The 21,205-nt window shown below is 64.5% G+C and carries 17 protein-coding genes; 6 read left to right on the forward strand and 11 right to left on the reverse strand.

Features of this window, described 5'->3' with window-relative positions; translation table 11 throughout:
• Positions 1–103: 103 nt before the first annotated feature.
• Positions 104–2,803, forward strand: coding sequence for an aminopeptidase N (gene pepN, locus IRZ12_RS01600; RefSeq protein ID WP_296463403.1), 2,700 nt, complete (start codon positions 104–106; stop codon positions 2,801–2,803).
• The gene (locus IRZ12_RS01605) at positions 2,800–3,822 is read left to right on the forward strand and encodes a class 1 fructose-bisphosphatase (RefSeq protein ID WP_296463405.1); all 1,023 of its coding nucleotides are present in this window, start codon (positions 2,800–2,802) and stop codon (positions 3,820–3,822) included. Before pepN ends, IRZ12_RS01605 begins: the two co-directional genes overlap by 4 nt.
• A gap of 54 nt (positions 3,823–3,876) precedes the next feature.
• On the opposite strand, the gene IRZ12_RS01610 is transcribed toward IRZ12_RS01605, so the two are convergent.
• Positions 3,877–5,322, reverse strand: coding sequence for a glutamine synthetase family protein (locus tag IRZ12_RS01610; RefSeq protein ID WP_296463408.1), 1,446 nt, complete (start codon positions 5,320–5,322; stop codon positions 3,877–3,879).
• A 102-nt stretch (positions 5,323–5,424) separates the two neighbouring features.
• A complete protein-coding gene (locus IRZ12_RS01615) occupies positions 5,425–6,729 on the reverse strand; it encodes an aromatic ring-hydroxylating dioxygenase subunit alpha (protein ID WP_296463410.1) in 1,305 nt (434 codons plus the stop codon).
• A gap of 349 nt (positions 6,730–7,078) precedes the next feature.
• On the opposite strand from IRZ12_RS01615, the gene IRZ12_RS01620 reads away from it, so the two are divergent.
• Positions 7,079–7,807, forward strand: coding sequence for a GntR family transcriptional regulator (locus tag IRZ12_RS01620; RefSeq protein ID WP_296463412.1), 729 nt, complete (start codon positions 7,079–7,081; stop codon positions 7,805–7,807).
• Between the two features lies 1 nt (position 7,808).
• Here IRZ12_RS01620 and IRZ12_RS01625 read toward each other — a convergent pair whose 3' ends face one another.
• From IRZ12_RS01625 to IRZ12_RS01645, 5 genes are read right to left on the reverse strand one after another with little or no spacing between them, the layout of a single operon-like run.
• Complete coding sequence (locus tag IRZ12_RS01625; RefSeq protein ID WP_296463415.1) at positions 7,809–8,207, reverse strand: RidA family protein; 399 nt, start codon at positions 8,205–8,207, stop codon at positions 7,809–7,811.
• Positions 8,204–9,175 (reverse strand): tripartite tricarboxylate transporter substrate binding protein, encoded by a 972-nt coding sequence (locus IRZ12_RS01630; RefSeq protein WP_296463417.1) that lies wholly within the window; start codon positions 9,173–9,175, stop codon positions 8,204–8,206. Before IRZ12_RS01630 ends, IRZ12_RS01625 begins: the two co-directional genes overlap by 4 nt.
• Positions 9,172–10,818, reverse strand: coding sequence for a hydantoinase B/oxoprolinase family protein (locus IRZ12_RS01635; protein ID WP_296463420.1), 1,647 nt, complete (start codon positions 10,816–10,818; stop codon positions 9,172–9,174). Before IRZ12_RS01635 ends, IRZ12_RS01630 begins: the two co-directional genes overlap by 4 nt.
• Positions 10,815–12,848, reverse strand: coding sequence for a hydantoinase/oxoprolinase family protein (locus IRZ12_RS01640; protein WP_296463421.1), 2,034 nt, complete (start codon positions 12,846–12,848; stop codon positions 10,815–10,817). The genes IRZ12_RS01635 and IRZ12_RS01640 overlap by 4 nt, the downstream gene beginning before the upstream one ends.
• 9 nt (positions 12,849–12,857) lie before the next feature.
• Positions 12,858–14,093, reverse strand: a complete 1,236-nt coding sequence (locus tag IRZ12_RS01645; RefSeq protein WP_296463424.1) for an FAD-binding oxidoreductase — start codon at positions 14,091–14,093, stop codon at positions 12,858–12,860.
• 230 nt (positions 14,094–14,323) lie between these two features.
• Here IRZ12_RS01645 and IRZ12_RS01650 point away from each other — a divergent pair, with 230 nt between their 5' ends.
• A complete protein-coding gene (locus IRZ12_RS01650; RefSeq protein WP_296463426.1) occupies positions 14,324–15,541 on the forward strand; it encodes a CynX/NimT family MFS transporter in 1,218 nt (405 codons plus the stop codon).
• 97 nt (positions 15,542–15,638) lie between these two features.
• On the opposite strand, the gene lpxO is transcribed toward IRZ12_RS01650, so the two are convergent.
• Together lpxO and IRZ12_RS01660 are read right to left on the reverse strand one after the other, a co-directional pair.
• On the reverse strand, positions 15,639–16,541 hold the full coding sequence (gene lpxO, locus IRZ12_RS01655; RefSeq protein WP_296463428.1) for a lipid A hydroxylase LpxO: 903 nt from the start codon (positions 16,539–16,541) through the stop codon (positions 15,639–15,641).
• 56 nt (positions 16,542–16,597) lie between these two features.
• On the reverse strand, positions 16,598–17,572 hold the full coding sequence (locus tag IRZ12_RS01660) for a quinone oxidoreductase (protein WP_296463430.1): 975 nt from the start codon (positions 17,570–17,572) through the stop codon (positions 16,598–16,600).
• A gap of 116 nt (positions 17,573–17,688) precedes the next feature.
• Here IRZ12_RS01660 and upp point away from each other — a divergent pair, with 116 nt between their 5' ends.
• A complete protein-coding gene (gene upp, locus IRZ12_RS01665; RefSeq protein ID WP_296463432.1) occupies positions 17,689–18,339 on the forward strand; it encodes a uracil phosphoribosyltransferase in 651 nt (216 codons plus the stop codon).
• Positions 18,340–18,355: 16 nt separating this feature from the next.
• Here upp and IRZ12_RS01670 read toward each other — a convergent pair whose 3' ends face one another.
• Positions 18,356–19,204 carry an N-acetylmuramoyl-L-alanine amidase gene (locus tag IRZ12_RS01670; protein ID WP_296463433.1) on the reverse strand — a complete coding sequence of 283 codons (849 nt, stop codon included), beginning with the start codon at positions 19,202–19,204 and terminating at the stop codon, positions 18,356–18,358.
• On the reverse strand, positions 19,201–20,106 hold the full coding sequence (locus tag IRZ12_RS01675) for a LysR substrate-binding domain-containing protein (protein WP_296463435.1): 906 nt from the start codon (positions 20,104–20,106) through the stop codon (positions 19,201–19,203). The genes IRZ12_RS01670 and IRZ12_RS01675 overlap by 4 nt, the downstream gene beginning before the upstream one ends.
• 126 nt (positions 20,107–20,232) lie before the next feature.
• Here IRZ12_RS01675 and IRZ12_RS01680 point away from each other — a divergent pair, with 126 nt between their 5' ends.
• Positions 20,233–21,204, forward strand: a complete 972-nt coding sequence (locus IRZ12_RS01680) for a tripartite tricarboxylate transporter substrate binding protein BugE (RefSeq protein ID WP_296463436.1) — start codon at positions 20,233–20,235, stop codon at positions 21,202–21,204.
• The last annotated feature ends 1 nt before the right edge of the window (position 21,205 follow it).

Genomic DNA, 21,205 nt, shown 5'->3' on the forward strand with positions numbered 1-21,205 from the left:
CTATGGTCTTGGACCGAAGGCAAGCCAAACGGTTCTGGGCGGGCGCGCCAGCGCCCCGCCCGCTACAATCCCATCCCTGCGCCGCCACTATTTATCCACGACTATGCGAACCGATACGCCCGTCACGATCAGACGCGAGAGTTACCTTCCGTTTCCGTACGACATTCCATCGGTGCACCTGGAGTTCGACCTGGATCCCGACCTCACGCGGGTCCGCTCGAAACTCGAGGTCCGCCGCAAGGGCCAAGGCCCGCTCGTACTGAACGGTGTGGACCTCGAGCTGGTGTCGGTGACGGTGAATGGCCAGAGCTGGGGCCCGGACCGCTATCGCTTGGGCGAGGAGACGCTCACCTTGGACGGACTGGACGGGGAGGCCATCGTCGAGATCGAATCGCGCTGCAGGCCGAGCGCGAATTCCGCCCTGATGGGTCTGTACATTTCCAACGGCGTGTTCTTCACGCAGTGCGAGGCGGAGGGCTTCCGGCGCATCACGTGGTTCCCCGACCGGCCGGACGTCATGTCGCGCTACACGGTCGTCCTGCGGGCGAACAAAGCGCGCTATCCGCAACTGCTTTCCAACGGCAACCTCCTCGCCCAGGCGGATCTCCCGGATGGCCGGCACGAGGCACGCTGGGAAGACCCCTTCCCCAAGCCCTGCTATCTGTTCGCGCTCGTCGCCGGAACGCTGACCTGGCGCGAAACCCGTCTCCGCACCCGCTCCGGCCGCGAGGTACTGCTGCAGGTCTACAGCGACCCCGGCAGCGAAAGCAAGACCCAGTTCGCGCTCGAATCGCTGGAACGCGCCGTGCGCTGGGACGAAGAGCGCTTCTCGCTAGAACTCGACCTGGACCGTTTCATGATCGTGGCCGCACGCGACTTCAACATGGGCGCGATGGAGAACAAGGGGTTGAACATCTTCAACGCCGCGTACGTGCTCGCCGATCCGGAAACGACTACCGACGCCAACTACCGCGACATCGAAGCCGTGATTGGCCACGAGTATTTCCACAATTGGACCGGCAACCGCGTCACCTGCCGCGACTGGTTCCAGTTGAGCCTGAAGGAAGGCCTGACCGTATTCCGCGACCAGGAATTCACCGCGGACATGATGGCGCGGGGGCTCGACGCCGAGGCCGCCGCCAGCGCCCGCACCGTCAAGCGCATCGACGACGTCGTGACCCTGCGCGCCGCGCAATTCCCCGAAGACGCCGGCCCCATGGCCCATCCCATCCGGCCGGAAAGCTACCAGGAAATCGCCAATTTCTACACCGCGACGGTATACGAAAAAGGTGCGGAAGTCATACGCATGCAGCAGACGCTGCTGACGCCAGACGGTTTCAAGCGCGGGTTGGCGGAATATTTTCGGCGCCACGACGGCCAAGCGGTCACGTGCGACGACTTCGTCGACGCCATGGAGTCCGTCTACGTACAGGACCACCCCGGACGCGACCTGTCCGTTTTCCGGCGATGGTACAGCCAGGCGGGCACGCCGCGGGTGAAGGTCACGCTCGAACACGACGCAGCCAACCGGCTCTGCACCATCACGCTGGAACAGCGCTGCGAACCCGTGGGCGTGGAGCGCCTGCCTGGGGCGCCGGCCAAGCAACCTTTCCACATTCCTTTTGCCATCGGCCTGCTCGACGCCGAGGGCCGGGCCCTGCCGCTCAGGCAACCCGGGGATGCGGCGGCGCGCGATACCGCCCTGCTCGAGTTGACCACCGAGCGCGCACAGTGGGTCTTCGAAGGCATCGACGCCAAGCCCGTGCCTTCCCTGCTGCGCGACTTCTCGGCTCCGGTCATCGTCGAATACGACTATGCCGACGATGAGCTTGCGCTGCTGATGAAGCATGACGGCAACGCCTTCGCCCGCTGGGAAGCAGGCCAGCAACTGGCCACGCGCGTCATACTGGCGGCAACGCATGCCAAGCGGGAAGGCAGGTCCTATGTGCTGCCGCAGGCCTTCGTCGAGGCCTGGCGCGCCGTGCTCACCGCGCCGGGGCTCGATGCGGCCTACCGCGCCCGCGCCCTGACCCTTCCCTCGGAAAAAACCCTGGCCGAGCAAATGGACAAGGTCGACCCCGTCGCCCTGTCGGCCGCACGCGACGACACGCTGGCGGCGCTGGGCCGGGAGCTCGCGGTCGACTGGCGCGCCGCCGTGGACGCCAACCAGACACCCGGCCCTTACTCGCCCGATCCGATCAGCGCCGGCAAGCGCGCGCTGAAAAACCTGGCGCTCACCTTCCTCATGGCCGGGAAAGTGGAAGGCGCGGCGCAGATGGCCGAACGCCAATACGGGGCGGCGCGCAACATGACCGATCGCCTGGCCGCGCTGTCGGCCCTCGTCAACTTCGGCGCCCCGGGCTCGGCGGCCGACGCGCTGACAGATTTCTACGAGCGCTGGCAGAACGACCCACTGGTGGTGGACAAATGGTTCGCGCTGCAAGCGACGGCCCGCGGCACCACGGTCGAGACCGTGGAAGGCCTCATGGTCCATCCCGCCTTCTCGCTGCGCAACCCGAACCGCGCGCGCTCGCTGATTTTCCAGTTCTGCTTGAACAACCCTTACGGGTTCCACCGTGCCGACGGCTCAGGCTATCGCTATTGGGCCAAGCAGGTTCTCGCCCTGGACGCCCTCAACCCTGAAATTGCCGCCCGGCTCGCGCGCGCGCTAGACCGGTGGGTCCGGTACGTGCCCGAACTCAGCGAGCCCATGCGACAGGCCCTGGAGCAGGTGCGCAACCACTCCGGCCTGTCACGCAATGTGACCGAAATCGTTTCTAAAGCCTTGGAGATCGCCGCATGAAGCGCAAAACGCTCACCCAATTCCTGATCGAGCAGCAACGCGGCCCGGCCGCCCTGCCTGCCGAAGTCCGCTTGCTCATCGAGACCATCGCCCGCGCCTGCAAAGCCATCGGCCACGCAGTCGGCAAAGGCGCGCTCGGAGGCGTGCTCGGCAGCCTGGAGAGCGAAAACGTCCAGGGCGAAGTGCAGAAAAAGCTCGACGTCCTCTCTAACGAGATCCTGCTCGAGGCCAACGAATGGGGAGGCCAGCTGGCCGCCATGGCCTCCGAAGAAATGGAGACTGTCCACCTCATTCCCACCCACTACCCGAAGGGTGAATACCTGCTGCTGTTCGATCCGCTGGACGGCTCCAGCAACATCGACGTGAACGTCTCCATCGGCACGATTTTTTCAGTGCTGCGGGCGCCCGAATCTGCGAAAGGCCGCGAGATAACCGAGCAAGACTTCCTACAGCCCGGCACCCGCCAAGTGGTGGCCGGCTACGCGGTGTATGGCCCGCAGACCATGCTCGTCCTGACCGTCGGCACCGGAGTCTTCGGCTTCACGCTCGACCGCGAAGTCGGGTCCTGGATGCTGACGCACGAGAACATCCGCATCCCGGCCGACACCAAGGAATTCGCCATCAACATGTCAAACATGCGGCACTGGGCCCCGCCGGTGCGCCGCTATGTCGAGGAATGCCTGGCGGGCAAGACCGGGCCGCGCGGCAAAGACTTCAACATGCGGTGGATCGCATCCATGGTGGCCGACGTTCACCGGATCCTGAATCGCGGGGGCATCTTCATGTATCCGTGGGACGCGCGCGAACCCACCAAGCCGGGCAAGTTGCGGCTCATGTACGAGGCCAATCCCATGAGCATGATCGTCGAACAAGCCGGAGGCGCATCGACTAACGGCTTGCAGCGCATCCTGGACATCCAGCCCTCGGCGCTGCATGAGCGGGTCAGCGTCATCCTGGGATCGAAGAACGAAGTGGAACTGGTGTCGCGCTACCACCAGGAGGCGGGCAGCCAGGCGTAAGGCCTTCGCCGGCGCCCCTGCCCTCCTCGAGGGATGGCAGGGGCGCGGCACGACTTAGAACATATCGAAGTACTCGCGCTGCTCCCACTCGCTGACTTCGAGGTTGAAGCGGGCGATCTCCGCTTCCTTGATGTGGCAGAAGTAGTCGACGAAGCCCGGTCCCAAACCCTCTGTGAGGCAGGCGTCTTCGCGCAGGCAGCGCAGCGCCTCGCCCAAGGTGGTTGGCAGACCGGCGGCCTTGGTTTCATAGGGCGCGTCGGCGGAGGGGCCCGGATCGATGCGCTTGGCCATCCCGTCCATCCCGGACAGCACCTGCGAAGCGAAGTACAGGTAGGGATTGGCGGCCGGCTCGCCCACGCGGTTCTCGATCCGAGTCGCCTCGTCGCCGACGCCGCCCAACACCCGCAGCATCACGCCCCGGTTGTCGCGCCCCCAAATGGCGCGGTCCGGCGCGAGCGAATAAGGCCGATAGCGCTTGTACCCATTGAGGGTGGGCGTAGACAGCGCCGTGGCACCGCAGGCGTGGGCGAGCAGCCCGCCCAGATAGTGCAGGCCGGTTTCCGACAAATGCTTGCCTTCCTCCAGGGGAACGAAGGCGTTGCTGCCGTCGGATAGGCGGCGCAGCGACTGATGCAGATGCCAGCCGCTCGACACGACGTTCGGGATGCGCGGCCGGCACATGAACGTCGCGTGAAAACCGTAGCGGCGGCACACTTGCTTGACCGCGCTGCGGAACAGGATCATGTCGTCCGCGGTCTTGTCTGCACTGCCCGGCCCAAAGGTGAACTCGAACTGGCTGGGGCCGAACTCCACCTCGAGCGAACGTAGCGGCAGCTCGAGCTTCTGCGCCGTCGAGCGCACCAGCTCCATGACCGTATCCACCGAGTCGTAGCGCAGCTCGGTCAAGTACTGATACCCTTGGGACATCAGCTCGACGTCCGGCGGCACGCCAGGTTGCCCAGGCTGCCCCGCGTCTTCCGGGCGCATGTGGTGCTGCACCGTCTTGAACACGTGGCATTCGACTTCCAATCCGGTGACAAGCTCGAACCCCGCGTCATGAAGCTTGGCCAGCGTCTTGCGGAAGAGGTTCCGGGTATCGAAAGGAACAGGCATGCCGCTGTGGAAATACGTGTCGCACAACAGCCAGCCCGTGTTCGGCGCCCAGGGCAGCACTTTGAAGGTGAGCGGATCGGCCACCATCAGCACGTCCGCTGCCCCCTGCATCTCCGGACGATTGAACCCGCCGCCGGAGGTGAACACGGGAAAGACCGTGCGGTGCGAGGTGTCCTTGGCGAACATCGTGGTTGTGATGGTGACCCCGTTCTTGAGCGCACGCACCGCTTCCTTGGCCACCAGGGTCTTGCCGCGCAATATCCCGTGCTGGTCAGGAAACGAAAACCTGACGACGTCGATGGTGCCGCGTTCGAGGGCGGCCACGACATCGCGCGCGGCATGCTGTTGAGCCTCGGACCATAGACCGAACCGATCCACGAAAGACATAAAAAACTCCGAAAAGGAGAGCCCGCCCCTTTCATGTTGCATTTGCGCCGGGCGGGCATCCAACCGTCGGGGAATCGGGGGACTACGCCCCCGGCCGTCTATCTACGCCGCCCACTGCGAACTCTTGCGGCGCTTTTCGTCCGCGATCTTCCAGTAATCGCTCCAAGAGTCCTCTGGCCCGATGCCGTCGATGGACGGCGGCCCGGTGAAAGTGCGCGCCTGCTCGTCATCGATCATCATCAAGGCCTTCTGGCCGTTGGCGGCCTGGTCGATGGCCTCGAGCAACAAGCGCCGATAGGCGGCGATGCCTTTGTCAGTGGACCCGAGGTGCTCGCGCGTGCGGTCCTGGATCTTGCCTTGGGACTCCACGGCCCATTGGTCGTGCACGTTGATGTCTTGCCCCATGCCGGTATAGGTTTGCGTGGCCTGCTCCTTTGGATTGAAGCCGTAATTGTTGAAGCGGCCTACGCGGGGCATGTAATCGGGGAGTTCATAGAGCTGCAGCCGCTGGTCGCGCATCTGCTTCTTGTCGACCGGCTTGCCGAAGCTGGTGAAGATCGCATACCAATAACAGCTCGTATCGTCCACGGGCACGTGCCACTGCGCGATCGTCATTTCCGTGCTCATCGGAATGATGAAGGCCTGCGGGAACACCAGGTTGGTGACGCGCACGTGCGTGCGTCCGCTGTCCAGCTTGCGCAGCGTAGTCAAGCGCAAGCCGTAATCGACGTGATCGACCTTGATTTCCGGACGGTCGTACTCGCGCAAGACCTTGGTGATGGGTACGTCGGAGTCGGCCGAGGTGCTGCGGAATTGCTTGCCGTAACTGGCCTCGGCGTCGTCATCCTGGAAGAACCGGTGCAAATACGAAGCATGCGCCGGATCGATGCCCACTTCCAAGGCCTGCAGCCAATTGCAATCGAGATACCCCTTGAATGCAAAGGTGTATTCATCGGGCGCAACGAAGCAGTCGAAATGGGGGAAGGCCGGCGGCTGCCCTTCACCGATGAACGCAAAAAGAATGCCCCCTTTCTCCACGACGGGATAGGCCTTCTGCTTGATGCGCTGGTGTAGCTTGCTGCCTTCAGGTTCCGCGGGGGTCTCGAGGCAGTTGCCGTAGACATCGAACAACCAGCCATGGAACAGGCAGCGCACGCCGCCGTCTTCGAGGCGCCCGTACGCCAGGTCGGCGTTGCGGTGGGGACAGTCGCGGTCGAGTAGGCCATAGCGCCCTTGCTCATCCCGGAACAATATGAAATCCTGGCCCATCAGTTTGACCGCACGGATGGGGCGTTCGCCCTCGAGCTCCTCGAGCAGCGCCACCGGCTGCCAATACTGGCGCAGCAGCTTCCCCGCCGGGGTTCCCGGGCCGACCCGGGTGATGCGTTCATTCTGTTCAGGGGACATCGAACACTCCTTTCATGGAATTCGGCGCCGACCATTCGAAAATAAGTGAACCCGGCCCCGAGCACAATCTGTATGCAGAATACTATTCCATGGATCCAGATAAGTAAAACAAGCTTTCTACCTTCCTCCGATGCCTAGCCACGAGCCTCCAAGGAAAACAAAAAAAATCGTTTCCACTCAATATGTTATCCAACAATCCCGGGAAGCCCTTCCGCGCGTGCGGCGTTCATGGCCTGGCATGCGCGCGGTCTTGGATAGCCCATCCTGGATCCAGTTCATCATTTCGATACAATACGGCCACCTTGCATCGAAAGCGGTCATGCCGTCGGGCGGCCCAAGGAGAACAACGTTGGAATCGCAACAAACGCGAGTATTGGTGCAATTGCGGGACCTCATCCTGAAAGGCGAGTTCGCCCCCGGCGAGCGGCTGGCCGAGGTACCACTTGCCGCCAAGCTGGGCGTCTCCCGCACGCCGATCCGGCTCGCACTGGCGGCATTGGAACAAGAAGGGCTGATCGAACCCTCTCCCACCAACGGCTATATGATGCGGCGCTTCACGCCACGCGAGATCCACGACGCGATAGCGGTACGCGGTCACCTGGAGGGCATGGCGGCGCGCCTCGTGGCGGAACATGGCGTGTCGCGGCAATTGTCGCTGGACCTGCGCGCCTGCCTCCGGGACGGAGACCGGGCCGTCAACAAGGCGGAAATGACCTACGATGATTACGCCCTGTACGGCGAGATGAACGACAGGTTCCACAGGCTCATCATCGAAGCAGCAGGCAACTTCGCGCTCACGCGCGCCATCGAGATGAATAACCGCCTCCCGTTTGCCTCGCCCAGCGCGATGTTGCCGATGCAGAACGCGGGCGAAGAGCGGCAGAAATGGATGCTCTACGCCCATCTGCAACACCACCGGCTCGTGCAGGCGATGGAAAAGGGCGAGGCGGCGCGCGCCCAAGCGTTGGCCGAGGAACACGTGGACGTTGCGCAGATGAACCTCGAGTATGCCCTCGAACGCCCCGAGACGGCCGCCGAGATCATGCCTGCCATGAAGATCGTCCTGGGCAAGAACTGACTCAATCGTCCAGCACCGCAATTGCTTCGATCTCGACCCGCACGGGCGGAACGAGGGCGCTCACCACCGTCGCGCGCGCCGGTGGCAAATGCGGAAAACGTTCTCCGTAGGCTCGGTTGAAGCCTTCGTAATCTTCCGCGTACACGAGCCATACGGTGGTCTTGACCACCCGATCGAGGCCGCAGCCGCAGTCTGCAAGGATCGCCTCGATCATGTCTATGGCGGCGTGCGTCTGCCCTTCGATGTCCGGTGCCAGCGGCCCCGAAGGCCCCATGGGCACCTGCCCCGACACGAAGACCAATCGACCGCTGGCGATGACGGCAGGCGTGATGGGCTGCACTATGCCCCGCCGCACGACCTGCCCCCCTTTATGCTCGATGGCGGGAAAGCGTCCGCTCATTCGACCTGCACTCCCGCTTTCTTGACGATGTCGCCCCACTTCTTGACCTCGGCGGCAACGAATCGACCGAACTCATCTGGCGACGTCGGGGCGACGATAAAGCCCTGCGACGCGAAAAACTCTTTCATGTCCTGGCGCTGCAAGACCTGGACGACGGCTGCGTTGAGCTTGTTGACGATGGCGGCAGGCGTGCCCGCCGGCGCAAACAGCCCCTGCCACGACAACGCCTCGAAATTCGGCACGCCGCTCTCCGCAATCGTCGGCACCTCGGGGAACATCGGATGGCGGGTCGAAGAGGTCACGGCGATAGGCTGCAGCTTGCCCGACTTGATGAACTGCTGGACCACCAGCAGATCCGCGAAAGCCGACTGCAACTGTCCGCCCAGCAAATCGTTCAGCACGCCGGCGCTGCCCTTGTACGGCACGTGCAGCAGGCTGACGCCGGTTGCCTGGGCGAACATCTCACCCGTCAGGTGCATGGACGTGCCGTTGCCGGGCGAGCCGTAGCTCACCTTGCCGGGATTCGCCTTCGCATAGTCCACGAACTCCGCAACGGTCTTGGCGGGGATCTCGGGTGTGCGCACCAGGATGAGCGGAGAGTTGACCACCATCGAAATCGGCGCGAAATCCTTGACCGGGTCGTAGGGCGGCTTGGAATACAAACTGTAGCTGACGCCGTGCGAGCCGGTGACGCCCATCCCCAAGGTATAGCCGTCGGGGGCGGCCTTGGCCACGTAGGCCGAGCCCACCGTCCCCCCTGCGCCCGGCCGGTTCTCGACGATGACGGGCTGGCCGAGAGCCTGGGCCAACTTTTCGGCTAACTGGCGCGCGAGCAGGTCAGTGCTTCCTCCGGGCGGGAACGGTACGACTATCCGGACCATCTTGTTCGGATAGTCCTGTGCGTGGGCCGTTGCTGCAAACGCCGCGGCCAACAAGGCGCCGATCATGCATCCATACCACTTTTTCATACGACCTCCCCAGTTGTCGTCGCTGTGACATCGAGCGGGGCGCCGTGCCCATCGGCAGGGCTACCCCATCCGCCTGCTCCGGCGGTCTCGATGATCAAGCGCTCGCCGGCTTTCCATTGAAAACGTGACTTGGACGGCAACACCTGGCGCGTTCCGTCGGCGCGCACCAAGACGGCCGATGACGATGCGCCGGGCATTCCCCCCGCCGCGCCAGGAGGCCGTGATTCGTGGCGCTCACTGCGATACGACACCACAGCCTCTCCGTCCAACAAAAGATATTGGCGAACGACGCCATCGCCGCCACGGTGCATGCCCGCACCGCCCGAACCGCGGCGCCGCCTATAGCTCTCGACGCGAATCGGGGCCTGCGCCTCGAGCATTTCCACGGGCAGGTTCTTGCCATTGCCGACGTCGGTCGATATGCCCGAAGCACCCTCTCCCCATGGCGAACCACCAGCGCCCCCGGCGATGATTTCCGTGAAGAAATAGCGCGTGCCGCAGCTGCGCGTGCCGCCTACTGACATGACGAGGGCCACACCGGAATTGGGCGCAGCCGAATGTTGCGGATCGACGCCCGCCCACGCGGCCAACATCGCATTGCAGGCAAGCTTGACCGTGGCGGTGCGCGCGTTCACTGGCGCCGGATACCGCGGATTCACGACCGAGCCCTCGGGGAAGATCCATCGCGCCGGCCGCAGGCAGCCATGATTGTTGGGCGCGTCCGGGGCCAAGGTACGCATGAAAAAAAACACCGCGGACAACATGGCCGCATAGGTGGCATTCACGGGCGCCGCGACTTGAGGCGAAGAGCCGGTGAAATCGATCTCGATGCCCTCGCCGCGTTTTTCCAGTCGCACTTGGAGGCGCACTGGCGCCGCGCCGCAACCATCCAATTCATCCGCATGCCGGTAGACGCCGTCGGGCAACGCAGCCAGGGCAGCGCGCGTGATGCGTTCGGCCTGTACGATCAAGGCTTCGCACCCCGCCGTGAATGCCTGCACGCCATAGGCTTCGATGAGCTCGGCCACTTCGCGCTCGCCCAGCGACACGCACGCCCATTGCGCATCTAGATCGCCGCGAAGGTTATCCGGCGTGCGGCTGTTGGCAAGAAGCAAGCGCGCCACGTCTTCGCGGACCTTGCCAGCCTCCCTCCATTGGATGGGTGGTATGCGCAGCCCCTCCTGGAATATCTCGGTCGCGTCGGGAGGGATCGAGCCGGGGGTACTGCCGCCGACGTCCTGGTGATGCAGGATGGCGGCCGCCAGGGCGACGACGCGACCCTCGCACACGATGGGCCGCACCAGGGCCAAGTCCGGCAAATGCGTTCCGCCCGACCAGGGATCGTTGAGCAGATAGGCATCGCCTGCCCGCATGGCTTGCACGGGGAAATGCTTGAGCACGCCCTCGACCGCGGGCAGCAGGCTGCCCAGTAGCAAGGGCAGCGAACGGGCCTGGGCGATGACCCGGCCGTCGGCCAGGAATAACGCGGCCGCGCAGTCCATGCCTTCCCGGGCGATCGAGGAAGTGGCAGACCGGACCAGTGCGTCCTGCATGCGATCGGCCACGCCATCCAGCTGCATGCGGAGCACTTCGAGCGCCGCGGGATCGGCCGCCAATGGCTCCATGGTGGCACACCGTTTCATGCACGCTCCATAATCAAGGCCCGGGACGAATCCACGCGCCAGCGCCAACCGGGCGGCACCCACGCGGTCGAGTCTCCCGACATGATGATGGCGGGCCCGCTCTCTTCCTGGCCCACGGCGAGCTCGGCGCGCTGGTGGACGAGACAGGATGCAACCTGGGGCAGCCTCAGCGTGCGCTCGCGCTCGAGCTGACCGCCCGTGGCCACCGGACGCGCCTCCCCGGCAGCGGACGACGGCGCCCTGCGCGCGACCAGCCTCATCCCGCGCACCCTGTGCGGAGCGGAGAAAGCCTGGCCGCGTATCCGGGCATGTTCGTCGTCGAACCTACGCGCTATGTCCGCTGCCGAGTCATGGGCCAGCTCGAAAGGCACTTCGAGCGCGAACTCCTGCCCGGCGTAACCGACGTCCAGGAAAAACGCGTGGGACAGCTCACCGTAGCTTACGACGTCTGGCGCCCGAAGCACCTCGGCCAAACGCCGTGCCACGCTGCCCAGTTGCTGCCAAGCGTCGTCCGCCAACGGCAGGTCCAACGCTTGCTCGACCACGTCAGTCCAGTCGCTGCGCAGCAGGCCATAGGCCGCCGCCACCCCGGGCAGTGCCGGCACGGCGACCCGCGCAATACCCGCCATCCGTGCCACTTCGGCGGCGTGCATCGCCCCGCCGCCGCCCGCGGCAACCAACGTCAGCTTTCGCGGATCGCTGCCCACTGCAAACGCTGCGCGCTTGACCGCCTCCGCCAGCGCGCCATTGGCCACGTGCACGGCGGCATGCGCCGCCGCCTCCACCGACAAGCCCAGCGGCCGCGCGAGCGAGGCTTCAATCGCGGCCGCCGCAGCCTCGCGATCCAACGCCAGTCCGCCAGCCAGCCGCTCCGGCAGCAAACCCAGCACGAGGAGACAGTCCGTCACCGTCACGCGCACCCCGCCGCGGCCATAAGCCACCGGGCCGGGACGGGCACCGGCCGACTCTGGGCCCACGCGTATCCCACCTCCCGCGTGGACCGAAACGTAGCTGCCGCCGCCCACGGCGACCGACAACACGTCGACCGAGCGCATGCGCAGGCTCATGTCACCAACGCCCAGCTCGAGCGTATAGCGCGTCCGCCCACCTTGGATCAGGCTAAGGTCGGACGTCGTCCCCCCAATGTCGAGGCTGAGCGCATCGCCAGCGAGGGACGTTTCGTCCAGCATGCCCGCCACGCCTTGGACGGCCGCCGCCGGACCGGACATGGCCAGGGTCAAGGGCTTGCGCAGACAGGCATCGAGCGTAGCCACGCCGCCCTGAGAACGCATGACCAGGGCCGGGACGTAGCCGCGCTGGCGCAGCCCATCCTGGAATCGACGCAAATAATCGGTCACGCCGATTTTCACGTAAGCATCCATGGCGGCGGTCAGCCAGCGCTCGAACTCGCGCGGGCGGGGATCGACCTCGGAGGAAAGCGATATGGCGATCTCGGGCGCCGTGTCTTCGCACCACGCGCGCACCTGCCGCTCGTGCGCCGGGTTGCAGTGCGAGAACAGCAGGCACACGGCCGCGCTGCGCACCCCGGCCTCGCGCATCGCCTGCGCGGCGCCCCGCACCTCGGCCTCATTCAACGGCTCGCACTCCTGCCCGGCCGCATCGATGCGCCCGCCTATCTCGAAGCGCAGGGCATCGGGCACGAGCGAGACCGGCGCCTGGCACGGCACCCAGGGTGCATATAAGTCCCGGCGGTTCTGCCTGCCGAGCGTCAGCACGTCGGCGAAACCTCGATTGACGATGACCGCCACCGGAGGCTCGCTGCGTTCGAGCAGGATATTGGTGGCGATGGTCGTGCCGTGCAGAATCCGTCCGACTTCCGACGGCTGGAAACCCAGTGTGCCGGACACTTCGTCGAGCGCCTGCAGCACGGCCTGCGCCGGCTCCCCAGCGCGACGCGAATGCTTGGAAGCATGCACTGCGCCATCGGGAGCAACGGCGACGACGTCCACGAAAGTTCCGCCGACGTCTATCCCGACTTCCCACCGGCGCGTATCGCGGTCGTATGCCATGGGCCCGCCCTAGAACCGATCCGGCGCGAACGGCGCCAAGTCCACACCCGTCGGACGGCCCGCGATGAGGTTCGCCAGTTCGCGGCCCGTGGTGGCGCCACCGCACATGCCGACGTGACCATGACCGAATCCCAGCCATACATTCTGCAAGCGCGGCGCCCGCCCTATCACCGGCATGCTGTCCGGCAAACACGGGCGATGCCCCATCCATTCCGTATAGCGGCTGGTGTCCAAATGCGGGAACATTTCTCTGCCCCGCTTCAGCAAGACGTGCGCCCTTCTATAGTCGGGCGGTGCCGCGAGCCCGGCGAACTCGACCGAGCCCGCCAACCGCAGGCCCTTGGCCATGGGATTGACCATGATGTTGTATTCGACGGCCATGACGGTATGCCGCAACGAAAGATTCGAGCTGTTGACCGTCACGTGGTAACCGCGTTGGCTTTCGAGGGGCACGCGCAGCCCTAGGTCCCGGACGAGGCCGCCCGACCAAGCTCCCGCTGCAACCACCACTGCATCGCACTCGATGACTTCGCCCGCATCGGTCCGCACACCGCGCACCACGTCGCGGTGCCGCTCGAATGCCTTGACACTCGCGCGCACGCTGCGCGCGCCATCGCGCTCGCATTGCGCATGCAGCGCCTTCACCAGCTCCGAGGGATCCAGCGTAGAACCGTTCTCCGGCGCCAGGATACCGAAGCGGAATCTTCCCTTGAGGTCCGGCTCGAGCGACTCCAGCTCTTCTTGTCCCACGTCGCGCATGTCGACCCCCAAATTGCGGCGCAGGTCCATGCCCCACTGCCACTGCCGGGCGGCCTCGCGACCGGAATACACGTACAGGCAACCGGTGCGCCGCACCAAGTGCCGGGCATTGGCGCGCTCCAGCAACGGATCGTAGTTCTCGAAAATGGGTGCCAGCAGATTCCGCATTGCCGTGGCAATCCTCACGACTTCGGCGGGACGCGAATGCCGCAAGAACCGCAATAGCCAAGGCATTACGGTTGGCAGGTAAGACCACCGTATGGTGAGGGGACCGAGCGGATCTTTCAGCCAACCCGGTACCTTCTTCCACATGCCGGGCATGCCGACGGGCAAACAGGCGCTGGGCGAGAGCGATCCGGCATTGCCGAACGAACAGGCCTCCCCCGGCCCGCGCGGATCGACAAACGTGACATCATGGCCGTCCCGCTGTAACCATGCAGCCGTACAGACTCCCACGATACCATTGCCGATGACCACTACACGCATGCTGCCCTACCCCTTCGGATCGACCTGGATCCAATTTTTTTAAGAATGAATTCAGTGACACCGTCGGTCATACTAGAAAGCAGCACCACGGCTGTCAAGAATTTTTGATTTTGATCAATAAAAGGAAAAATAACCCTCAATTTGGCTGATAAATGCTCATTTGCACCAACAATGTGCCTTACGCCTGACTTTGGGTCACCCCTCCATAAGAAAATCGGAGTCAAGCCTGCATGCAGACAAAAACAAACGCCCCCATCTCGCCGCGCGCATTGACCGACTGGCCCGGCGTTGCGCTCGGCATCACTTGCGGCATCCTCGTCGCGTTGTGCGTCGGGAAAATGCCCCCCGCGCTTCCGCTACTGCAACAGGACTTGGGGTTGAACCTCAGGGAGGTCGGCTGGGTCGTCTCGCTATTCAGCACCATCGCCACCCTGTGCGCCGCCGTCATGGGCCTGGCGTCGGGGAGAGTCGGCGCATGGCGTTTCACGGTCGGAGGGCTTTGCGCGCTGGCGACGGGGGGACTGCTGGGTGCAGCCTCCGATGGCTACGGCGTCCTGCTCCTGAGCCGGATTCTCGAGGGAACGGGCCAGATCGCCATCGTCGTCTCGGTTCCCGCATTGCTGGCGGGGCTGAGCACTCCACAGCAATCCCGCATGGTGCTCGCGCTCTGGTCCGCGTACATGCCGCTCGGCATCAGCCTGGCGCTGCTCACCGCCCCCTTGCTGCTCCAGGGTGGGCATTGGCGCATGCTGTGGACCCTTATCGCAGCCCTCACGGGAATCTGCGCCCTATGGATGGTGCTATGGCGGTCGCGTTACGCCAGCCCCGCCCCGGCTTCACAGTCGCTCGACTGGCGCAAGCTGACGGGTGGATTGCGCCAGGTCGCCCCGTGGGTATTGGCGCTTTCATTCACGTTTTACGCCATCCAGTTCTTTACCGTCATGACGTTTCTCCCCACCTGGGCCATCCAGGAGCGGGGTGTGTCGCTGCGGACCGCTTCCATGCTTACCGCGGCAGCGATCATCTTCAACGCAGGCGGATCGGTGCTGGGCGCCTCACTGCTCCAACGAGGCATACGCGGCAGCGCCTTGATCATCACGGCCCACGTCGTTGTCGGCCTGTCGGCATGCGCGATATTCTGGGAATGGCTACCGGATGCCGCGCGCTTTGCGGCCTGCATCAGCCTCAACCTGATCGGAGGCATTCTGCCTGCGGCCACGCTCTCGGCCGCCGTGCGCCTGGCCAAGGCGCCGGACCAGATGGCCAGCCTGCAAGGCCTCTTTTTGCAAGGCTCTAACCTCGGGCAGTTTGCGGCCGCGCCACTGGTGACCTGGGCGGTCACGGTGTCGGGGGCGGATCCCGACTGGTCCCGGGCCCTGCCCCTGATGGCAACCTGCGCCGCCATCGGGCTCAGCCTGGGGTGGTATGCCCGGTCTCGTGGCCTGTGAGGGCAGCAATGAAAAAGGCTCCTTCCCGCTGGGTGCGGGGGGAGCCAAGCCTAGGTTGGGCCAACGCCCACTCGACGCGACCCGATGAATGGAACGATCAGAGGTAGATGATCAATGCAACGACGCCGACGATGAGCGCCGCCTTCGTCACGCGGTACGCAGTGCGGTTCCAATTCTTGAACTTGCGTCGATACTGGCCCGCGACCCACACCACGTAAAACAACTTATTGATCAGGCCGGTCTTGTCGCCCTCTTCATTGGGAGAGCTGGCCGCGGTCAACACCTTGCGCCCCATCCACCGGTTGAACGCCTGGGCCCACCGATAGCGAAGCGGCCGCTCCACGTCGCAGAACAAAATGATGCGATCCCGGTCAGTGCCGTTCTCCGCCCAGTGGATGAAGGTCTCGTCGAATACCACGCTCTGCCCGTCGCGCCAGCTGTAGCGCTGCCCGTCCACTTCGATGAAACAGCGATCGTCGTTCGGCGTCTCCAACCCCAAGTGATAGCGCAGCGAGCCGGCGAACGGATCCCGATGCGGATTCAGCTTGGCGCCCGGCGGCAGCTCTGCGAACATCGCCGCCTTGACCTCCGGTATTCCCCGCAGGATCTCGACGGTGCGCGGGCAGTATTCATGCGCCGAAGGATGCTGGGCTTCGTACCACTTCAGGTAAAACCGCTTCCATCCTGACTTGAAGAAGGAGTTGAAGCCGGCGTCGTTGTTCTTTTCCGCAGCGCGAATGCGCTGCGCATCCCGCAGGCGCACGGCCTCATCGCGAATAACCTCCCAGTTGTCGTCGAGGACCTTCAAGCCCGGTAGCTGCTCCGCCGAGATATAAGGCACCGCAGGCACCTTCGAGAACAGATACATAAAGGCGTTGATCGGCGCCACGATGGAGGAGTGGTCGAACAGCTGCCTCAAGAACCGCATCCGGACCTTGCCCCGGAAGTGCACATAACCGATGGCGCTCAAGTACAGCGCGACGATGACCCATTTCATCAACAACTTTCCTTAGCTTAGATGCGATGCCCTGCCTGCCCGGCAGGCATGCCGCCGGATCACAGCGTCAGCACCGTCGACCCCGTCGTCTTGCGCGCGGCCAATGACTCGTGCGCCAACGCGACTTCCTCGAGCTTGAAGCGTTGCTCGATCCGCGGCTTGATCTTGCCGGCAACCACCAACTCGAACAATTCGGATGCTGCCTGCTGCATTTTCTCGAGCGTATCCACGTGGTGCGCCACGGTGGGCCGGGTCACGAACAATGACCCTTTTTGCGCCAGGATACCCAGATTGACGCCCGTGACCGCTCCGGACGCATTGCCGAAGCTCACCATGAGGCCGCGCTGCTGCAGGCAGTCGAGCGAGGTCTCCCAGGTGTCTTTGCCCACGCCGTCGTACACGACGGGCACTTTCTTGCCCTTGGTGAGCTCGAGCACGCGCTCGACCACATTTTCCTTCGTGTAGTCGATGACCCGCCATGCGCCATTGGCCTTGGCCAGCGCCGCCTTCTCGGCGGAGGAGACGGTACCGATCAATTTTACGCCCAGCGCCTTCGCCCACTGGCACGCGATCAATCCGACGCCGCCGGCCGCCGCGTGGAAGAGAATGGTTTCATGCCCCTGTAAGCGGTAGGTCTGCCGGAACAGATACTGCACCGTCAGGCCTTTGAGCATGATGGCCGCGGCTTCTTCGAAACTGATGGAGTCCGGAATCTTGACGACCTGGAAAGCCGGCATGTTACGGACCTCGGCATACGCGCCGAGCGGGCTCTGGCCGTATGCGACCCGATCGCCCACCTTCAGGTGCCGGACTTTGGGGCCGACCGCATCTACCACGCCGGCCGCCTCGAACCCCAGCACGGCCGGCAGTTTGGTCGGATACAGCCCGGTGCGGAAGTAAATATCGATGAAGTTCAGGCCCACTGCATGCTGCCGGATCCTGACCTCGCCCGGACCGGGCTTGGGCACGTCGACGTCCACCAACTTGAGCACCTCTGGCCCGCCATGCTGCTCGATCCGAATTGCCTTGGGCATCCCAATCTCCTTAGTCGCCAATGTTCTTGCCGCATTCTAATCGCGCATACAATCGCGGAAAATAATTCCCGCACCGCGCTATGCGGCGGCGTCCGTCCCAACCGCAAGGTAAGCATGTGAAGACCGATCCGCGCTTTCCCAACCTGTTCATCCTCGACCACCCGCTGATCCAGCACAAGCTGACGCACATGCGGGACAAACATACGTCCACGCGGACGTTCCGGGAATTGCTCAGGGAAATCTCCCTGCTCATGGGCTATGAGGTCACGCGCAATCTTCCGCTCGAGCTGCGTGCCATCGACACGCCCATGACGCCCATGGACGCCCCCGTCATTGCGGGCAAGAAGCTCGCGATCGTCCCCGTGCTGCGTGCCGGTAGCGGAATGGCCGACGGGCTGCTAGACCTCGTCCCGTCGGCGCGGGTCGGACACATCGGCCTGTACCGCGACGAACAACATCGCCCGGTCGAATACTTGGTGCGCCTGCCCGAAATCGAAGGGCGCACCTTCATTCTTTGCGACCCCATGGTAGGCACGGGCTACTCCGCCGCGCACGCGGTCGAAGTGCTCAAGAAACGGGGGGTGCCGGCTTCCCACATCATCTTCGTCGCGCTCGTGGCCTCGCCCGAGGGCATGCGCGTCTACTGCGACCACCATCCGGACGTCCCGATGTACCTGGCGGCGCTGGACGACTACCTGGACGACCACGCCTACATCGTCCCCGGCCTGGGCGACGCCGGCGACCGGCTGTTCGGCACGAAGAACTGATATCCGGCGCGCGCCGTTAACCGCCCGGCGCCGCGGCCCCGCCGCCGGAAGCGGCCACCAGCGCGGCCAGTATGCCTGCCGTCTCGGCATCGAAAACACCATCGTACCGGCTGGGACGGTAATGCATCTGGAACGCGGCGAGCACGGCCCGGGTTTCCGCATCCCAAATGCCCGTGCGCGGCACGCCGTAACCCAGCCTCGCAAGCTGCAGCTGCGCCCAGGCGATGTCCGGCAAGCCCTGGGCTTCGAAGCGCTCGCGCATCGCCTGCGCGGCGGTCTCGTCATACCAGCGCCCTATTCCGGCGCGGGCTAGCTCACGCCAAGGGAACATCGGCCCCGGGTCCTGCTTGCGCAAAGGGGCTACGTCGCTGTGGCCGACGATATTTTCGGGCGCGATGTCATGCCGTCGGGCGATGTCGCGCACGAGCTGCTTGACGACTTCGATCTGCGTCGGCTTATAAGGTTGCCACTGAGTCGTGCCATCCGGCGCCGTGCCGATGGGGCCGCGGTTGACGATCTCGATGCCAATGGAGGTGCGGTTGAGCCAGGTGTAACCCTGCCACTCGCTCTGCCCGGCGTGCCATGCGGCGCGATCCTCATCCACCAGCCGATACACGCGCGGCGGATCATCGTCGGTCACCAGGTAATGACTGCTGACCTCGCCGCGGCTGAGTAACTCGAGCGCACGCTCCTTATTCGAGACCGTGTAATGCAGCACGATGAAGCGTACGCGGCTCCCCTGGCTGCGCGCGCTGATGGAAGTATCGATCTCCAACCTACCCGGCCCGTTGCCGACCGACGCGCAGCCCTGCACCAGCACCGCCAGGGCCACCCCCAGCGCAGCGAGGCGTTTCGTCGCCCTCATAGCGGCTCCTTGGCTGCCGTCTCCAGCAGCCAGGCCCGAAACGCCGAGAGCGCCGGGTGATCCCGACGCTGCATGGGCGTGCACAGCACATAACCGCGCGGCAATGCGACCGGCACATCGAATGGGATGACCACCTGACCCGACTCGACCTCGGCACGGATCAGGCACCGCTGCAGTACCGCCAGCCCCATGTCGGCCATGACCGCGCGCAACAGGATGGACACCTGGTCAAAGCCGTTGGCCAGGTGAGGAGTGCCTTCCACCCCTACCGCCTGGAACCAGTACGGCCAGTTCCCCCGGGCGTTTGTGTGATAAAGCAGCGGCTCGCCCAGCAATTCGGCCGGGTGCGACCATTTGCCTTGCGCACGGCGCGCGGCGAGGCGATCGGGATGGCAGATGACCGCGATCTCCTTGCCGATCACGTAGTCGCATTGCCAGTGGGGCCATTGTTCCGGCGTGCCGCTCAGGATGGCGGCATCGGGCATGGCCCCCGAGAAATCCTCGTCCCGCCGATAGGCGCTGAAGGTCAGCTCGATATCGGGATGCCGCTGGTGGAAATCCGGCAGGCGGGGCACCAGCCATACGCTGGCCAGCGTAGGAATGACCGCCAGGTTCAACTGATTGCGACGGGAAGCGGCCCGCAGTTCGGCGCTGACCGACTCGATGGCCTGAAGCGGCGCTGCCGTTGCTTCCACCAGGCGCCGGCCGGCCTCGGTCAATGCTACGCCGTGGGCGCTGCGCGCCATCAAGGGCTGCCCGAAGTGCTCCTCCAGGCGCGCAATGGCACGGCTGATGGCGCCCTGGGTTACGCACAGCACCTGGGCGGCTTTGGTGAAACTGCCAAGCTGCGCCGCGGTGACGAAGGCGTGCAGCTCGGACATGGAAGGCGAATGAAGGCGCATGACCGGCTCCAGCATTACCAAAGGTAATGCTGGGGTGAAATATAGTCGTTTGTGATGCCTGCGTAAATTCCTGACACTGGGGACATCGTTTTTCTTACGTTTCCTTACTTCGCAACGGAGCCAACCATGTCCCCCCTGCGCCTCGTTCTCACCGCAGTCAGCGCCGCATTAGTGAGCACTGCCGCCCACGCCGCCGACGCGTATCCTTCGCGTCCGATCCGCCTGATCGTGCCCTTCGCCCCTGGCGGCTCCACGGACATCGTCGCCCGGCTGATTGCCGAGTATGCCGGCCGCGATCTCAAGCAACCGATCGTCGTCGAAAACAAGGGCGGTGCCGGCGGCGCCATCGGAATGGAAATGGTGGCCCGCGCGCCGGCCGACGGCTACACCATCGGCATGGCCACGGTCAGCACCCACGGCGCCAACCCTGCCATTTTCACCAACCTGAAATATGACGCCCGCAAGGACTTCGCGCCCATCGCCAACGTGCTGTCCATCCCGAGCGTCTTCGCGGTGCATCCTTCCGTTCCGGCCAAGACCATGAAGGAGTTCATTGCGCTGGCCAAGGCCAACCCGATGAAATACTCCTTTGCATCTCCCGGCGTCGGCTCGCTGGGCCACGCCAACATCGAGAACTTCATGATGCTTGCGGGCATCAAGCTGTTGCACGTGCCTTACCGTGGTGCAGGTCCGGCGCTGAACGACGCACTGGCCGGCCAGGTCAATGCCATCACCGACAACCTGTCGTCCACGCTGCCCAACCTGCAGAGCGGCCGCCTACGGCCGCTGGCCCTGCTCGCGGCCCAACGCTCGCCGCTGCTGCCCGACGTTCCGACCTACGCGGAATTGGGCTTCCCTGAAATGGGCACCGGCGGCTGGTTCGGCCTGGTTGCTCCGGCCGGAACGCCCGAATCGGTCATCACGCGCCTGAACCAGGCCGTACGCAAGGCCATGGATGATCCTGACTTCCGCAAGCGCGCAGAAGACGTCGGCGGAACTCTCGTCCCCACCACGCCCGCGGAATTTGCCAAGCAGATCGACCAAGCGCTCGAACGCTACGCCAAGGTGGCCAAGGCGGCCAACATCCAGGCGCAATAAG

Origin of the sequence: Pigmentiphaga sp. (assembly GCF_019689535.1) — a bacterium.
Lineage (GTDB): Bacteria > Pseudomonadota > Gammaproteobacteria > Burkholderiales > Burkholderiaceae_B > Pigmentiphaga.

Excerpts from the sequence above, each read along its gene's own strand:
- pepN (WP_296463403.1), top strand. The coding sequence starts at position 104 with ATGCGAACCGATACGCCCGTCACGATCAGACGCGAGAGTTACCTTCCG.
- IRZ12_RS01605 (WP_296463405.1), top strand. The coding sequence starts at position 2,800 with ATGAAGCGCAAAACGCTCACCCAATTCCTGATCGAGCAGCAACGCGGC.
- IRZ12_RS01610 (WP_296463408.1), bottom strand. The coding sequence starts at position 5,322 with ATGTCTTTCGTGGATCGGTTCGGTCTATGGTCCGAGGCTCAACAGCAT.
- IRZ12_RS01615 (WP_296463410.1), bottom strand. The coding sequence starts at position 6,729 with ATGTCCCCTGAACAGAATGAACGCATCACCCGGGTCGGCCCGGGAACC.
- IRZ12_RS01625 (WP_296463415.1), bottom strand. The coding sequence starts at position 8,207 with ATGAGCGGACGCTTTCCCGCCATCGAGCATAAAGGGGGGCAGGTCGTG.
- IRZ12_RS01630 (WP_296463417.1), bottom strand. The coding sequence starts at position 9,175 with ATGAAAAAGTGGTATGGATGCATGATCGGCGCCTTGTTGGCCGCGGCG.
- IRZ12_RS01635 (WP_296463420.1), bottom strand. The coding sequence starts at position 10,818 with ATGAAACGGTGTGCCACCATGGAGCCATTGGCGGCCGATCCCGCGGCG.
- IRZ12_RS01640 (WP_296463421.1), bottom strand. The coding sequence starts at position 12,848 with ATGGCATACGACCGCGATACGCGCCGGTGGGAAGTCGGGATAGACGTC.
- IRZ12_RS01645 (WP_296463424.1), bottom strand. The coding sequence starts at position 14,093 with ATGCGTGTAGTGGTCATCGGCAATGGTATCGTGGGAGTCTGTACGGCT.
- IRZ12_RS01650 (WP_296463426.1), top strand. The coding sequence starts at position 14,324 with ATGCAGACAAAAACAAACGCCCCCATCTCGCCGCGCGCATTGACCGAC.
- IRZ12_RS01660 (WP_296463430.1), bottom strand. The coding sequence starts at position 17,572 with ATGCCCAAGGCAATTCGGATCGAGCAGCATGGCGGGCCAGAGGTGCTC.
- IRZ12_RS01670 (WP_296463433.1), bottom strand. The coding sequence starts at position 19,204 with ATGAGGGCGACGAAACGCCTCGCTGCGCTGGGGGTGGCCCTGGCGGTG.
- IRZ12_RS01675 (WP_296463435.1), bottom strand. The coding sequence starts at position 20,106 with ATGCGCCTTCATTCGCCTTCCATGTCCGAGCTGCACGCCTTCGTCACC.
- IRZ12_RS01680 (WP_296463436.1), top strand. The coding sequence starts at position 20,233 with ATGTCCCCCCTGCGCCTCGTTCTCACCGCAGTCAGCGCCGCATTAGTG.